The sequence below is a fragment of the Sulfurivermis fontis genome, assembly GCF_004001245.1.
In the GTDB taxonomy this organism is placed as follows: Bacteria; Pseudomonadota; Gammaproteobacteria; order Thiohalomonadales; family Thiohalomonadaceae; genus Sulfurivermis; species Sulfurivermis fontis.
This window is the reverse complement of sequence record NZ_AP018724.1, coordinates 3,181,899-3,196,029: the sequence shown is the minus strand read 5'-3', so window position 1 is coordinate 3,196,029 and position 14,131 is coordinate 3,181,899. Positions and strand designations below refer to the sequence as shown.

At 66.1% G+C, this 14,131-nt stretch carries 11 protein-coding genes; 4 read left to right on the top strand and 7 right to left on the bottom strand.

Annotated features, from left to right (window positions below):
- Positions 1 to 9: 9 nt before the first annotated feature.
- The 7 genes from trkA to def all read right to left on the bottom strand — a co-directional run bounded on the left by trkA (position 10) and on the right by def (position 8,592).
- Complete coding sequence (gene trkA, locus EP379_RS15995) at positions 10 to 1,524, bottom strand: Trk system potassium transporter TrkA (RefSeq protein WP_338055818.1); 1,515 nt, start codon at positions 1,522 to 1,524, stop codon at positions 10 to 12.
- A gap of 42 nt (positions 1,525 to 1,566) precedes the next feature.
- Positions 1,567 to 2,928, bottom strand: a complete 1,362-nt coding sequence (locus tag EP379_RS15990) for a sigma-54-dependent transcriptional regulator (protein ID WP_127478722.1) — start codon at positions 2,926 to 2,928, stop codon at positions 1,567 to 1,569.
- Between the two features lie 90 nt (positions 2,929 to 3,018).
- Positions 3,019 to 5,247 (bottom strand): sensor histidine kinase, encoded by a 2,229-nt coding sequence (locus EP379_RS15985; protein ID WP_127478721.1) that lies wholly within the window; start codon positions 5,245 to 5,247, stop codon positions 3,019 to 3,021.
- Positions 5,229 to 5,789 (bottom strand): DUF4390 domain-containing protein, encoded by a 561-nt coding sequence (locus EP379_RS15980; protein WP_172600515.1) that lies wholly within the window; start codon positions 5,787 to 5,789, stop codon positions 5,229 to 5,231. The genes EP379_RS15985 and EP379_RS15980 overlap by 19 nt, the downstream gene beginning before the upstream one ends.
- Positions 5,790 to 5,793: 4 nt before the next feature.
- Entirely contained in the window at positions 5,794 to 7,104 is a 1,311-nt protein-coding gene (gene rsmB / locus EP379_RS15975; protein WP_127478719.1) for a 16S rRNA (cytosine(967)-C(5))-methyltransferase RsmB, read from the bottom strand.
- A complete protein-coding gene (gene fmt, locus EP379_RS15970; protein ID WP_127478718.1) occupies positions 7,097 to 8,038 on the bottom strand; it encodes a methionyl-tRNA formyltransferase in 942 nt (313 codons plus the stop codon). Before fmt ends, rsmB begins: the two co-directional genes overlap by 8 nt.
- Before the next feature lie 50 nt (positions 8,039 to 8,088).
- Entirely contained in the window at positions 8,089 to 8,592 is a 504-nt protein-coding gene (gene def / locus EP379_RS15965) for a peptide deformylase (protein ID WP_127478717.1), read from the bottom strand.
- A gap of 184 nt (positions 8,593 to 8,776) precedes the next feature.
- Between def and EP379_RS15960 the strand changes: the two genes are divergently transcribed.
- From EP379_RS15960 to topA, 4 genes are all read left to right on the top strand, one after another.
- Positions 8,777 to 9,898: a LysM peptidoglycan-binding domain-containing protein gene (locus EP379_RS15960; RefSeq protein WP_127478716.1), complete on the top strand. Its 1,122-nt coding sequence runs from the start codon at positions 8,777 to 8,779 to the stop codon at positions 9,896 to 9,898.
- A 105-nt stretch (positions 9,899 to 10,003) separates the two neighbouring features.
- Positions 10,004 to 11,107: a DNA-processing protein DprA gene (dprA, locus tag EP379_RS15955; protein ID WP_127478715.1), complete on the top strand. Its 1,104-nt coding sequence runs from the start codon at positions 10,004 to 10,006 to the stop codon at positions 11,105 to 11,107.
- A complete protein-coding gene (locus EP379_RS15950; protein ID WP_127478714.1) occupies positions 11,108 to 11,584 on the top strand; it encodes a DUF494 family protein in 477 nt (158 codons plus the stop codon).
- Between the two features lie 65 nt (positions 11,585 to 11,649).
- Positions 11,650 to 13,968 carry a type I DNA topoisomerase gene (gene topA / locus EP379_RS15945; RefSeq protein WP_127478713.1) on the top strand — a complete coding sequence of 773 codons (2,319 nt, stop codon included), beginning with the start codon at positions 11,650 to 11,652 and terminating at the stop codon, positions 13,966 to 13,968.
- Positions 13,969 to 14,131: the final 163 nt, after the last annotated feature.

Below are 14,131 nucleotides of genomic sequence, written 5' to 3'. Positions count from 1 at the left end.
GGCGACGGTCTACAGGAAGGTGATGCCGACCTGGAACAGGCGTTCCACTTCCGGGATGCGTTTCTTGTCCACCACGAACAGGATCACGTGGTCCTCCGCCTCGATCACCGTGTCGTGATGGGCGATGAGCACGTCGCTGCCGCGCACGATGGCACCGATGGTGGTGCCGTGCGGCAGCTTGATGTCCTCGATGGCACGGCCGACGACCTTGGACGACAGCTTGTCGCCATGCGCCACCGCCTCGATGGCCTCGGCGGCACCGCGCCGCAGTGAATGCACCGCCGCCACGTCGCCGCGGCGCACGTGGGTGAGCAGCGAGCCGATGGTGGCCTGCTGCGGCGAGATGGCCACATCGATCTCGCCGCTCTCCACCAGGTCGACGTAGGCGGCGCGGTTGATCAGCGTCATCACCTTGCGCGCGCCGAGGCGCTTGGCCAGCATCGACGACAGGATGTTGGCCTCGTCGTCGTTGGTGAGGGCGCAGAACACGTCGGTTTCCTCGATGTTTTCCGCCAGCAGCAGCTCGGCATCGGCGGCATCGCCCTGCAGCACGATGGTGCGCGACAGCTCTTCCGACACGGCACGGGCGCGCGCCGGATTGTGATCGATGAGCTTGACCTGGTAGTCGTTCTCCAGCGCCGCGGCCAGACGTTTGCCGATGTTGCCGCCGCCGGCGATGATGACGTGACGCGCCGGCTTTTCCAGGCGGCGCAGCTCGCTCATCACGGCGCGGATGTCCTTCTTCGCGGCGATGAAGAACACCTCGTCGTCGGCCTCGATGACGGTGGTGCCTTCCGGAATGATTGGACGACCGCGGCGGTAGATGGCGGCGACGCGGGTATCGACGCCGGGCATGTGCTGGCGCAGGGTCTGCAATTCGTGGCCCACCAGCGGGCCGCCGTAATAGGCCTTCACCGCGACCAGCTGCACCTTGCCCTCGGCAAAGTTGAGCACCTGCAGCGCACCGGGATATTCGATCAGGCGGTGGATATAGTCGGTGACCAGCTGTTCCGGGCTGATCAGCACGTCGATGGGGATCGACTCGGGATTGAACAGCTGCGGGTGCACCAGGTATTCGAGGGCGCGCACGCGGGCGATCTTGGTGGGCGTGCGGAACAGTGAGTAGGCCACCTGGCACGCCACCATGTTGGTCTCGTCGGAGTTGGTGACGGCGATCAGCATGTCGGCATCTTCCGCGCCGGCGCGCTGCAATACTTCGGGATGCGAGGCCTGGCCGGTCACCGTGCGCAGGTCGAGGCGGTCCTGCAAGGCCTGCAGGCGCTGCGGCTCGGTATCGACGACGGTGATGTCGTTGGCTTCGCTGGCGAGATTGTTGGCGAGGGAGGAACCCACCTGGCCGGCGCCGAGGATGATGATCTTCATGGCCGCGATTCCGCTGTGCGTTGGGCGCGAATTGTACGTGAGGAAAAAAAGCAGATACAAGTTACAAGTGACAAAATACAAGCGATTGGGCCCGCTGCGCTCGCGCTGTGTTGAATCAAAACGTTTGTGCGCGTTGCGCATTCCTCCACTTGTACCTTGTCACTTGGCACTCGTATCTCTCTTTCAGCCCCTGCTCTTCGCATCGATCCCCAGCGACTTCAACTTGCGATACAGATGGGTGCGCTCGATGCCGGAATGCTGGGCCACCTGGTTGATGTTGCCGTCGTGGCGGGCGAGCAGCTCGAGGAAGTAGCGGCGCTCGAAGTTTTCCCGCGCCTCGCGCAGCGGCAGGTCGATGTCCGGGGTGGCCGCCGTGGCGCTGGTCACGCTGAGCGTGCCCAGGGCGGCCTCCACCTCGGCGGCATCGACATCGCCGCTGCCGCCGACGATGAGCAGGCGCTGCACCAGGTTGCGCAGCTCGCGCACATTGCCGGGCCAGGGGTGGTTGCGCAGGCGGTTCTGCGCCGCTACGGAAAAGCTGCGGTAGGGCAACTTTTCCTGGCTGACGAAGTAATCGACGTAAAAGGCGATGAGGTCGCTGACATCCTCGCTGTGCTCGCGCAGCGGCGGCACCGTGAGCGGCACGACGTTGAGATGGTAGTAGAGGTCGTTGCGGAACAGGCCGTCACGCACACGCTGGCCGAGATCGTAGTGGGTGGCGGCGATGACGCGTATGTCCACCTTGACCGGATCGGTGCCGCCGACGCGATGGTAGCTGCGCGTCTCCAGCGCGCCGAGCAGGCGCGCCTGGGTGGCGCTGTCCATGTCGGCGATGTCGTCGAGGAACAGGGTGCCGCCGTTGGCCTGCTCCAGCAGGCCGTAGTGCACCTTGTCGCCCTCCTCGCTGCCGAACAGTTCCACGGTGGCGTTGTCGCCCAGCAGGGAGGCGACGCCGACGCTGATGAAGGGACCGTCGCGGCGTGCACTGCAAGCGTGGAGGTAGCGCGCCATCACGCCCTTGCCGGCGCCGGGTTCACCGCTGATCAGCACGGTGGTGCCGTGCTGGGCGACACGGCGCACCTGCTCGCGCAACTGTTGCATGGCGGCGCTGCGCCCCACCGGCTCGCCCACCGGCTGGGCCAGGCGCTTGAGGCCGACATTCTCGCGCTGCAGGTTGTAGGCCTCCAGCGCCCGCTCCACCGTCACCAGCAGCTTGGCCAGGGACAGCGGCTTTTCGATGAAGTCGTAGGCGCCGAGGCGGGTGGCCTCCACGGCGGTCTCCACGGTGCCATGGCCGGACATCATGATCACCGGCGTGGTGAGCGGGCCTTCCTCGCTCCACTCCTTGAGCAGGCTGATGCCGTCGGTGTCCGGCATCCAGATATCGAGCAGCACCAGGTCGGGACGGTGCGCCTTGCGCGCCTTGCGCGCGGCGGCGGCATTTTCCGCGGTATCCACCTCGTAGCCCTCGTCGCGCAGGATGTCCTGCAGCAGCGACCGGATGTCCGGTTCGTCGTCCACCACCAGGATGTAGCCGTGCGCCATGGTTCAAGGTCCTCGTCAGCGTTGCGGTCGGAGATGAGGTACGAGGAACGGGACACGAGGTACGAAAATCTGGCGTGCGCGCCGCGCACACTATTCCTCGCATCTCGTATCTTGCGCCTCGCGCCTCTGTTCCGCTTTTTTAACCGGCAAGCGAATCATAATGCACGCCCCGCCTTCCGGCATGTTTTCCACCCATATCATGCCGCCGTGTTCTTCCACGATCTTCTTGACGATGGCGAGCCCCAGGCCGGTGCCCTTGGGCTTGCTGGTGACGTAGGGCTCGAACAGGTTGGCCAGCATCTCCTCGGGAATGCCGGGGCCGTCGTCGCATACCGACAGCTCCACGTAGCGGCAGCCGGTTTCCTGGGCGCAGCGGGTGGTGATGCGGATATGGGCGCCGGCCGGGCCGCAGGCCTCCAGCGCGTTCTTGATCAGGTTGTGCAACACCTGGCGCAGGCGGCCGGCATCGGCCTCGATGGTCGGCGTACGCGGATCCAGTTGCAGGTCGAAGCCGATGGGCCGCTGCTCGGTCCGGTACAGTTCCACCACTTCGTTGACGATGCGGTTCATGCCCACCATCTCCAGCCGGATCTGCGGTGGGCGGGCATAGTCGGAAAAGGCCTTCACCATCTCCTTCATGGCCTCCACCTGTTGCACGATGGTGTGGGTGGCGCGGTCCAGCACCTCGGCGTCGGCCCCCGGCATGGTGGCGAGGTATTTGTGGCGCAGGCGTTCGGCGGAGAGCTGGATCGGCGTGAGCGGGTTCTTGATCTCGTGGGCCAGGCGCCGCGCCACCTCGCCCCAGGCGGCGTCGCGCTGGGCCTGGATCAGGGCGGTGATGTCGTCGAACACGATGACGTGGCCGCCGCCCGACTGTTCGCTGTCATTGGCACCGTCGATGCCGGGCAACAGGGCGCCGCGGCACATCAGCACCTGGCGGCCCTTGGGGCCGAATAACACCAGTTCCGCGCGCCACTCCGGTTCAGCCGGCACCAGGTGCGGCAGCAGTGCCTCGATGAACTGGTCCAGGGCCGGATGGCGTCCGGGCAGGTCTTGCAGGGGGCGGCCCAGGGCGTCGTGCAGTTCGACGCCGAGGATCTGGCCGGCGGCCGCATTGGCGGTGTGCAGGACGCCGTCGCTGTCCAGCGTCAGCACGCCGGAAGACAGGCGTCCGAGCACGGCCTCCAGATAGGTGCGCTGTTCCTCGGCCTGGCGCTGGCTGAGGCGCGCCGCCTGCTGGCTCTGGGCGATCTTGTAGGTCATCTCGTTGAAGGAGCGCACCAGGAAGCCCAGTTCGTCGCGCCCCGGCAGGGGCAGGCGCTTGTCGTAGTCGCCGGCGGCCACGGCGCGGGTGCCCTCGGCCAGGTCGCGGATCGGCGCCACCAGGCGGCGCGCCGAGAAGAACGCCGCCCAGACGGCGGTGAGCAGGGACAGCAGCAGGATCAGCGACAGGGTGAGGGTGAAGCTGTATTTCAGCGGCTGGCGCAGGAAGGCCAGTTCGGTGTACTGGGAATAGGTCTCCTGCACGCTGTCGGCGAGGAGGCTGAGGCGCTCCGCCACCGGAAACAGGGCGTGCAGCACACGCGCCTCGGCAGCGGGGTCAAGGGACGGCAGGGTGACGGCGACGCGCACGTGCATGCCTGCCGTGCCCAGCGGCTCCAGGCGGGCATAGTCCAGACCCTGACGTAGTTGCTGCAATACCGCTTCGCTGGGCATCGCCGGGATGATGGCGGTGGGGTCCATGCTGGCGCTGGCGATGACACGGCCGCGCAGGGTGAGCAGGGTCATCTCTGCCGCCTCGCTGTGCTGGCGCAACTCATTGAGCTTGAGGGCCGCCGCGCTGTCCGGTACCGGGACCAGTTCGGCGGCGGCGAGGCGGGTCTGGCGCAACAGCTCGCGCAGGCGGCCGTCGAGGGAGGCGCGGCCCAGCTCCAGGGCATCCTGGAGAGACTTTTCCACCCGCAGGTCGAACCAGCTGTCGATGCCGCGGTGGAGGAACTGCAGCGAGAAGTAATACACCACCGATACCGGCGCCAGGGCCAGCAGCACGAACATCACCACCAGGCGCAGGGTGAGGCGCGAGCCGGGGGCGTGGTCGCGGTACTGCTGCAGCAGGTGGATCAGGTTGCGGCCGATGAGGGCGATGAGCAGCAGCAGGGCCAGGATGTTCACCGCCAGCAGCAGCGAGTAGAGGCGGCCGAACAGGGCGGTGTTCTGGATGGCGCCGCTCAGCAGGTAAAACGAGGCCAGCAGCAGCACCAGCAGCAGCGCTACCGGCCGCGGCCCGGAGGTGAGGCGCTTCAGGGTGTCAAGGAGCATGTGTACCACGCGCTCGACAGGCGCCAGGCGGGGGTGACGTAGGCCACCGGGCGCAGCGGCGCCGGCAGGGCCTCGATGTCCAGGGAGACGCGCAATTGCACCTCGTAATCCTCGCCGGCCTCGATCTGTTCGGCCGGCAACAGGGGAAAATGGTCCACCGCCCCCAACTCGCTCAGGGCCATGCCGAGGGTGGGGTGGATGGTGAGTTCGCCGCTGTCCAGGTTGCGCAGCAGGTATTGATCGGAAAAGGCATGGTAGGTGAGCTGGTGGCGCTGCGTCAGCCTGGCGAGGGTCTCGTTGGTCCACCACTTGCGCACCCGCTGCACCTCCACCTCCATCTGCAGGGTGAGGGGCACGCCGTTGTCCAGGGCCTCCAGCACCTCATCGCCGAAGTGGTAGCCGATGCGGGCGGTGAGCTGGTAGGTGTCATCCTCCAGGCTGGTGGCGGCGGCGTGGATCTCGAAACCGGCGGCATGCACCGGGAGGCTGGACAGGCAGAGGGCGAACACGGAGAGCAGCCGGCGCCAGCCAGCCAGCCGCACCCCGTTATGTCTTGCGCAGGACCGCGTAATAGAAGCCATCCATTCCATTCTCGCCGGGCAGGATCTGTCGCCCCGCCGCCACGGCCCGCCCCCAGGAGGCCGTGATGGGGAGTTCTTGCGCCTGTGCTTCGTCGTGCAGAAAGGCGGTCACCTGCCCGGCGTTCTCCGCCGTGAGTATGGAGCAGGTGGCGTAGACAAGGATACCGCCCGGCGCCAGCAAGGGCCACAGCGCACGCAGCAGGCGTGCCTGCTGCGCGGCGAGGGTGGTGATGTCCTCCGCACGGCGCAGGGCCTTGATGTCGGGGTGGCGCCGGATCACCCCGCTGCCGGAGCAGGGGGCGTCGAGCAGGATGCGATCGTAAGGCTTGCCGTCCCACCACGTCGCCGGCTCGCCCGCGTCGCCGGTGCGCAGTGCGGCGGTGAGCCGCAGGCGCGCGAGGTTTTCCGCCACCCGCTGCAGGCGCTCGGCCTCGCTGTCCAGGGCCAGCAGCTCGATCTCGGGACAGGTTTCCAGCATGTGGCCGGTCTTGCCGCCGGGCGCGGCGCAGGCGTCCAGCACGCGCTGGCCCGGTGCCAGTTGCAGCAGGCCGGCGGCGAGCTGCGCGGCCGCATCCTGTACCGACACGGCGCCTTCGGCAAAGCCGGGTAGCTGTTCCACCGCCGCCGGGGCGGCGAGGGTGATGGCGTCGGGCACATGCGCCACGGCACAGGCGGCAAGGCCTGCCGCCTCCAGCCGGGCGAGATAATCAGCGCGGCTGCCCTGCCGGCGGTTGACGCGCAAGGTCATGGGCGGGCGGGCGTTGTTGGCGGCGGCGATGGCGCGCCAGTCTTCGGGCCAGTCCTGCTCGAAGCGGGCCAGCAGCCAGGCGGGATGGGCCAGGGCGGCCGATGTGCTGGCGTCCACCGCGGCGAGCAGGGACTCCTGCTCGCGCAGCAGCCGGCGCAGCACGCCGTTGAGCAGGCCGCGCGCCCATTCCTTCTTCAGTTTTACCGTGGCGTCGACGGTGAGCGACACCGCGGCGTGGGGCGGCACGTTGAGATAGAGCAGCTGGTACAGGCCGACCAGCAGCAAGGCGTGCACGTCGCTGTCGCGGGCGCGCAGCGGCTTGTCCAGCAGCCTCGAGGCCAGGGCCTCCAGCCGCGGCGCCCAGCGCAGGGTGCCGTAGCACAGCTCCTGGGTCAGGCCGCGCTCGGCCGGCGGCACGCTGTTCAGGGCCGGCGGCAGGGCGGCGGCCAGGGAGCGGCCCTCGGCCAGCACCTGCTCGATGACCCGGGCTGCGGCGCTGCGGGCATCCTCCTTGCGGTGTTTAGCCATTGCCGAGGGTTACGCCGTCGAGCGGGTGGGCATTGAGAAAGTCGCCGGCGGCCAGCGGTTTGCCGCCGGGTAGTTGCACGCGCCGCAGGCGCAGCAGGCCGTCGCCGGTGGCGACGTCGATGCCGTCGCGTCCGCTGCGTACCACGCGGCCGGGGGCGGCGTCGGCGGCCTCATGCAGCACCACCGCCTCCCACACACGCAATACCTCGTCGCCCAGCCGCGCCTGCGCCACCGGCCAGGGATTGAAGGCGCGCACCTGGCGCGACAGCTCCACGGCGCTGCGCGACCAGTCGATGGCGGCCTCGGTCTTGTCCAGTTTCTTGGCGTAGTTGGCCAGGGCCTCGTCCTGCGCTTCGCCGTGCAGGGTGCCCGCCTGGAGCCGGTCCAGCGCGGTGAGCAGGGCCTCGGCGCCGAGGGCGGCGAGGCGGTCGTGCAGCGTGGCGGCGGTGTCGTTGTCGCTGATCGGGGTGCGGACCTTATACAGCATGGCGCCGGTATCGAGGCCGACGTCCATCTGCATGATGGTGATGCCGGTTTCGGCGTCGCCCGCCAGGATGGCGCGCTGGATCGGTGCGGCACCGCGCCAGCGCGGCAGCAGCGAGCCGTGGATGTTGAGGCAGCCGTGGCGCGGCAGGTCCAGCACCGCCTTGGGCAGCAGCAGGCCATAGGCGGCGACCACCATCACGTCCGGCCGGAGCGCGGCCAGTTCCTGCTGCGCCGCCGCGTCCTTCAGCGACAAGGGCTGATATACCGGCACGCCGTGCTCCAGCGCCAGGGCCTTGACCGGACTGGGGGTGAGCTTGCGGCCGCGGCCGGCGGGACGGTCCGGTTGGGTATAGGCGGCGATGACCTGGTGGCGTGAGGCCAGCAGGGCCTTGAGGGCCACGGCGGCGAACTCGGGCGTGCCGGCAAAGACGATCTTCAGCGGATTCATGGGGGTACCGAAAGGATGGGGGCGTGACCGGGCCCGTTGTTGGTGGGCGCTTACAGTGTCTGGCGGCGCAGCTTTTCGAGTTTTTTGCGTATGCGCTCGCGCTTGAGGCTGGAGAGATAGTCGACGAACAGCTTGCCCTCCAGGTGATCCATTTCGTGCTGGATGCACACCGCCAGCAGGCCGTCGGCCTCCAGCTCGAAGGGCTGGCCGTCGCGGTTGAGGGCACGTACCGTGACCTTTTCCGCCCGCTCCACCGTCTCATACACCCCGGGCACCGACAGGCAGCCCTCGTCCATCCGCTCCACGCCGTCGCGGCTGATGATCTCGGGGTTGATGAATACCCGCGGCTCGTTTTTTTCTTCCGATACGTCGATGACGATGACACGCTGGTGCACATTCACCTGGGTGGCGGCCAGGCCGATGCCCGGGGCGTCGTACATGGTGTCGAACATGTCGTCCACCAGGCGGCGGATGCCATCGTCCACCTGGGACACCGGCGCGGCGCGGGTGCGCAGGCGCGGATCGGGGAAATGAAGGATGTTGAGGATGGCCATGGCGGTTTTCCGTGACAAACCTATAGTAATTGCGCAAGACTTGCTGCTAAAGTAATGATGATACTAGGTTCTGGCCTTCAGGACGACCCACCGGCAGCGGCCGCGGGGCCGGGCTGGAACAGGGGGAACCACCCTGAGTCTCGGGTGGACACCGAATTCGATACAAACATCTTACGGGACGCCCATGGAAAAGAATCCGCTCCGTATCTCCCGACTGCTCACCCTGCTGGCAGCCGCTGCCATTGTCGTCGGTTGTGCCAGTGCACCGCAACCGGCGCCGGAACCGCCGCAACCCGAACCGGTCGCAGAACCGGCACCGCTGGTCGTGAAGCCCGATGCCCCGCAGCAATACGTGGTGGTGAAGGGCGATACCCTGTGGGACATCTCCTCGCGCTTCCTCGAGGATCCATGGCGCTGGCCGGAACTGTGGGACAGCAATCCGCAGATCGAAAATCCGCACCTCATCTATCCCGGCGACATCCTGATCCTGGCCTACAAGGACGGGCGTCCCATCATCCAGATCCACCGCGGCGGCAAGATCAGCACCACCGCCCCCGGCCGGCCGGAGGTGCGCCTGTCGCCGAAGGTGCGTGTGGAAGGGCTGGATCGACCCATCCCCACCATTCCCATGGATGCCATCCGCCCGTTCCTGAGCCGCCCGCGCGTGGTGACCCAGGAGGAACTGGAGGCGGCGCCGTATATCGTGTCCAGCGTCGATCGCCACCTGGTCGCCGGCCCCGGCCATCGCATCTACGTGCGCGGCCTCAGCGATGCGAACCTGACGGAATACATGGTGGTGCGTCCGGGCGATGTCTACCGCAACCCCGAGGATCGCGATGATATCCTCGGTTACGAGGCGATCCATCTGGGGGATGCCCAGCTGAAGGACTTCGATGATGTCTCCACCCTGCAGATCAACAAGGCGACACGTGAAATCCTGAACGGCGATCGTCTGCTGCCGATGAACGACGCCCTGTCGGATACCAGCTTCCTGCCGCGCGCGCCCAAGGACAAGGTGCGCGGCCAGATCATCGCCGTGCCGGGCGGCGTGGCCCTCATCGGCCAGTTCCAGGTGGTGGCCATCAACCTGGGTCAGAACGACGGCATGGAGCCGGGTCATGTGCTGGCTGTCTACCAGCGTGGCGAGACGGTGCGTGATGCCCGCCGCGACAACGAGCTGGTCAAGATGCCCGACGAGCATGCCGGTACCCTGATGGTGTTCCGCACCTTTGCCCGCGTCAGCTACGGTCTGGTACTGAAGGCCACCCGCACCATGCACGTGAACGACTTCGTAACCAACCCCTGAGGGCGCATGCCCCCGCACAGACGGCGCCTGCGGGCGCCGTTTGCCTTTGTGGCGGCCGTAGTCGCTATACTGTGAGCCTGGCTATAGGGACATGGCTGACTAGAGATGACCTCCCGCGACGAACTTCACCATTGGCTCGCCCTGTTGCACCTGCCCGGCATCGGTCCGGTGCGGCTGCGCGAATTGCTGGTGCAGCATGGTTCGCCCAGCGCACTGTTCGACCACGGCACGCGCGATCCCGCGCTGGAGCCGGAACTGCGCGCGGCCCTGCGTGCGCCGGCATGGGAGGCCGTGGAGCAGGATCTGGCCTGGGCCGGCGGGGAGCGTCATATCATCACCTTGCAGGATCCCCGCTATCCGCCCCTGCTCGCGCAGCTGCGCGATGCGCCGCCGCTGTTGTTCGTGCATGGTGCGGCCGAGGCCCTGCTCACGCCGCAGCTGGCAATGGTGGGAAGCCGCAATCCAACGCCGCTGGGCGAGGAGACGGCAACGCAGTTTGCCCGTGTCCTGGCGGCCGCCGGACTGACCATCACCAGCGGCCTGGCCCTTGGCATCGACGGCGCGTCCCATCGCGGAGCCCTGGCCGCCAAGGGGCAGACCATTGCGGTGTTCGGCACCGGACCGGATCGCATCTATCCGGCGCGCCATCGTGATCTGGCCCACGCCATCGTCGACGGCGGCGGCGCCCTGGTGAGCGAATATCCGCCGGGTACGCCACCGTTGCCCGGTCATTTCCCGCGCCGCAACCGCCTCATCAGCGGACTGGCGCTGGGCACGTTGGTGGTGGAGGCGGCGCTGCGCAGCGGTTCCCTGCTCACCGCGCGCAGCGCGTCGGAGCAGGGCCGCGAGGTGTTCGCCATTCCCGGTTCGATCCACAACCCACTGGCGCGTGGCTGCCATCGCCTGATACGGGATGGCGCCAAACTGGTGGAGACGGCACAGGACATTCTGGAGGAGCTGGCGCCGCAGCTGCGCGCGGCGCTGGCGCAAGAAGCCACGCCCGAAGTAAGTGAATTTAACCTTGATGAGGATTATCGTCGTCTGCTCGATTGCATCGATTTCGCGCCTACTGCCGTGGACATCCTGGTGGAACGCAGCGGATTGACGGCCGATGCCGTTTCCTCCATGCTGTTGTTACTGGAACTGGAGGGCTTCGTGGCCTCCGCGGCGGGCGGGGGTTATGCCCGGACCAGCAAAGAGAGCCTCTGAATGAAGCAAAACGTGTTTGATGTCCTGATGTACCTGTTCGAAAACTACATCGAAGATGAAATAGGTTTCGACGAGGATCAGGATGCGCTACAAGAGGCACTGCTGGAGGCCGGTTTCCGCCAGAACGAGATCGGCAAGGCCTTCGACTGGTTGGAGGGTCTGGCCGATCTGCAGGACGATGCGCTGCCCGCAGCGGTGCCGTCCGGCTCCCTCCGCTTCTATTCCGAGCCGGAGCTGGAGAAGATCAATACCGAGTGCCGCGGCTTCATTCTGTTCATGGAACAGATGGGCGTGCTCGATTCCGCCACGCGCGAAATGGTCATCGATCGGGTGATGGCGTTGGAAGAGGACGAGGTGGACCTGGAGCAGCTCAAGTGGGTGATCCTGATGGTCCTGTTCAACCAGCCCGGCCGCGAGGCGGCGTTTGCGTGGATGGAAGATCTGGTTCTGGACGAGACGGCGGGTGTGTTGCACTGAGCGCACCCTCTCGTTCGACAAGGTATGCCCGCGTAACGCGGGCATTTGTTTTTTAAGGAAGCAGTATGAGCAAACACCTCGTCATCGTTGAATCGCCGGCCAAGGCCAAGACCATCAAGAAATACCTGGGCAAGGATTTCGAGGTGTTGGCGTCCTATGGCCATGTGCGCGACCTGCGCCCCAAGGAGGGTGCAGTCGATCCGGCGCATGGTTTCAGGATGCAGTATGAGGTCATCGACAAAAACGAAAAGCACGTCGATGCCATCGCCAAGGCGCTCGCCAAGGCCGACAGCCTGTATCTGGCCACTGACCCGGACCGCGAGGGAGAGGCCATTTCCTGGCACCTGTACGAGATCCTCAACGAACGCAAGTTGCTCAAGAACAAGCGAGTGGCACGCGTGGTGTTCCACGAAATCACCAAGAAGGCCATCCAGGAGGCGGTGGAACATCCGCGCGAACTGGCCATGGAGCTGGTCAATGCGCAGCAGGCGCGCCGCGCCCTCGATTACCTGGTGGGCTTCAACCTCTCGCCGCTGCTGTGGAAGAAGATCCGCCGCGGCCTGTCCGCCGGTCGCGTGCAAAGCCCGGCGCTGCGCCTCATCGTCGAGCGCGAGCTGGAGATCGAGGCGTTCAAGGCGCGCGAATACTGGACCATCGAGGCCGATGCCCTGGCCGCCAAGCAGGGTTTTACCGCCAAACTGACCCAACTCGAAGGCGAGAAGATAACCCAGTTCTCCATCACCGACGCCAAACAGGCCAAGGCGGCGGAAAAGACCCTGAGCAAGGCCGCTGCCGGCAAGCTGGTAGTGAGCAAGGTGGAAAAGAAGCAGCGCAAGCGCAATCCGGCGGCGCCGTTCACCACCTCCACCCTGCAACAGGAGGCCTCCCGCAAGCTCGGTTTCACCGCACAGCGCACCATGCGCACCGCGCAACAGTTGTATGAAGGCATCGATATCGGCGGTGAGACCGTCGGTCTCATCACCTACATGCGTACCGACTCGGTGAATCTGGCGCAGGAGGCGCTGGACGAGATCCGCGGCTACATCGCCCAGCGTTTCGGCAAGGACAACGTGCCCAAGGAGCCGCGTATCTACAAGACCAAGTCGAAGAACGCCCAGGAGGCGCACGAGGCGGTACGCCCCACTTCCGTGCTGCGCGAGCCTGACTCACTGAAGGAGCATCTGAGCAAGGAACAGTACAAGCTGTACGAGCTGATCTGGAAACGTACCCTGGCCTGCCAGATGATCCACGCCACCATCGATACCGTGGCGGTGGATATCGCTGCCGGCGCGGGCAACACCTTTCGCGCCAACGGCTCGACCGTGGTGCATCCCGGTTTCATGGCGGTGTACGAGGAGAGTGTGGACGACGCCAAGAAGGATGAGGACGAGGACAACCGTCTGTTGCCGCCGCTGCACGAGGGCGACAGCGTGACCCTCATGGCGATCCGTACCGAACAGCATTTCACCGAGCCGCCGCCGCGCTATTCGGAGGCCTCGCTGGTGAAGGCGCTGGAAGAGTACGGCATCGGCCGTCCCTCCACCTATGCCTCGATCATCTCGACGCTGCAGCAGCGCGAGTACGTGGAGATGGACAAGAAACGCTTCATCCCCACCGACGTTGGCCGCATCGTCAACAAGTTCCTCACCGAACACTTCACCAAGTACGTGGACTACGATTTCACTGCGCATCTGGAGGACGAGCTGGACGAGATCTCGCGCGGCGAGCGCGAGTGGGTGCCGGTGATGGAGGAGTTCTGGGGGCCGTTCAAGGAACTGGTGGAGACCAAGGAGAAGGACGTCAGCCGCAAGGACGTCACCCAGGAGGCCATGGACGAGGCCTGCCCCAAGTGCGGCAAGCCGCTCACCATCCGCCTGGGGCGCCGCGGCCGCTTCATCGGTTGCAGCGGTTATCCCGAATGCGACTACACGCGCAACCTGAACGAGACCGCCGAACAGAAGGAAGAGGCGCCGCCGGAGGTCGTGGAAGGACGCACCTGTCCCAAGTGTGGCTCGCCGCTGATCATCCGCCAGGGGCGTTATGGCAAGTTCATCGGCTGTTCCGCCTATCCCAAGTGCAAGTACATCGAGCCGCTGGAAAAACCGGCGGACACCGGCGTCACCTGTCCGGAGTGCAAGAAAGGCACCTTGGTGCAGCGCAAGTCGCGCTACGGCAAGATGTTCTATTCCTGCAACACCTACCCGGAGTGCAAGTACGCGGTATGGAATCCGCCGATCAACGAGCCGTGCCCGCAGTGCGGCTGGCCGATCCTCACCCTCAAGACCACCAAGCGCCGCGGCACCGAAAAGGTCTGCCCACAGAAGGAATGCGGCTACGCCGAACAGGTGGCGCCGCCGGGCGAGGCGCCGGCCGACGAAGAATAAGGCAAAGGCATTTAACGCAAAGGCGCAAAGGACGCCAAGGGCGCAAAGAATATTTGTATGAAATTTGTCTGAAGGAGCGTCTTTGGCCGATGCGACGTTTGAGCGCTCTGGCGCGCGTCATCGCGGCAGAGCCGCTCCTACCGAAGAAATCTTTGCGGCCCTC

What these genes read in the sequence shown, in the direction of transcription:
- trkA (WP_338055818.1), bottom strand. Translation starts at nt 1,524, where the DNA reads ATGCGCAACGCGCACAAACGTTTTGATTCAACACAGCGCGAGCGCAGC.
- EP379_RS15990 (WP_127478722.1), bottom strand. Translation starts at nt 2,928, where the DNA reads ATGGCGCACGGCTACATCCTGGTGGTGGACGACGAACCGGACATCCGG.
- EP379_RS15985 (WP_127478721.1), bottom strand. Translation starts at nt 5,247, where the DNA reads ATGCTCCTTGACACCCTGAAGCGCCTCACCTCCGGGCCGCGGCCGGTA.
- rsmB (WP_127478719.1), bottom strand. Translation starts at nt 7,104, where the DNA reads ATGGCTAAACACCGCAAGGAGGATGCCCGCAGCGCCGCAGCCCGGGTC.
- fmt (WP_127478718.1), bottom strand. Translation starts at nt 8,038, where the DNA reads ATGAATCCGCTGAAGATCGTCTTTGCCGGCACGCCCGAGTTCGCCGCC.
- def (WP_127478717.1), bottom strand. Translation starts at nt 8,592, where the DNA reads ATGGCCATCCTCAACATCCTTCATTTCCCCGATCCGCGCCTGCGCACC.
- EP379_RS15960 (WP_127478716.1), top strand. Translation starts at nt 8,777, where the DNA reads ATGGAAAAGAATCCGCTCCGTATCTCCCGACTGCTCACCCTGCTGGCA.
- dprA (WP_127478715.1), top strand. Translation starts at nt 10,004, where the DNA reads ATGACCTCCCGCGACGAACTTCACCATTGGCTCGCCCTGTTGCACCTG.
- EP379_RS15950 (WP_127478714.1), top strand. Translation starts at nt 11,108, where the DNA reads ATGAAGCAAAACGTGTTTGATGTCCTGATGTACCTGTTCGAAAACTAC.
- topA (WP_127478713.1), top strand. Translation starts at nt 11,650, where the DNA reads ATGAGCAAACACCTCGTCATCGTTGAATCGCCGGCCAAGGCCAAGACC.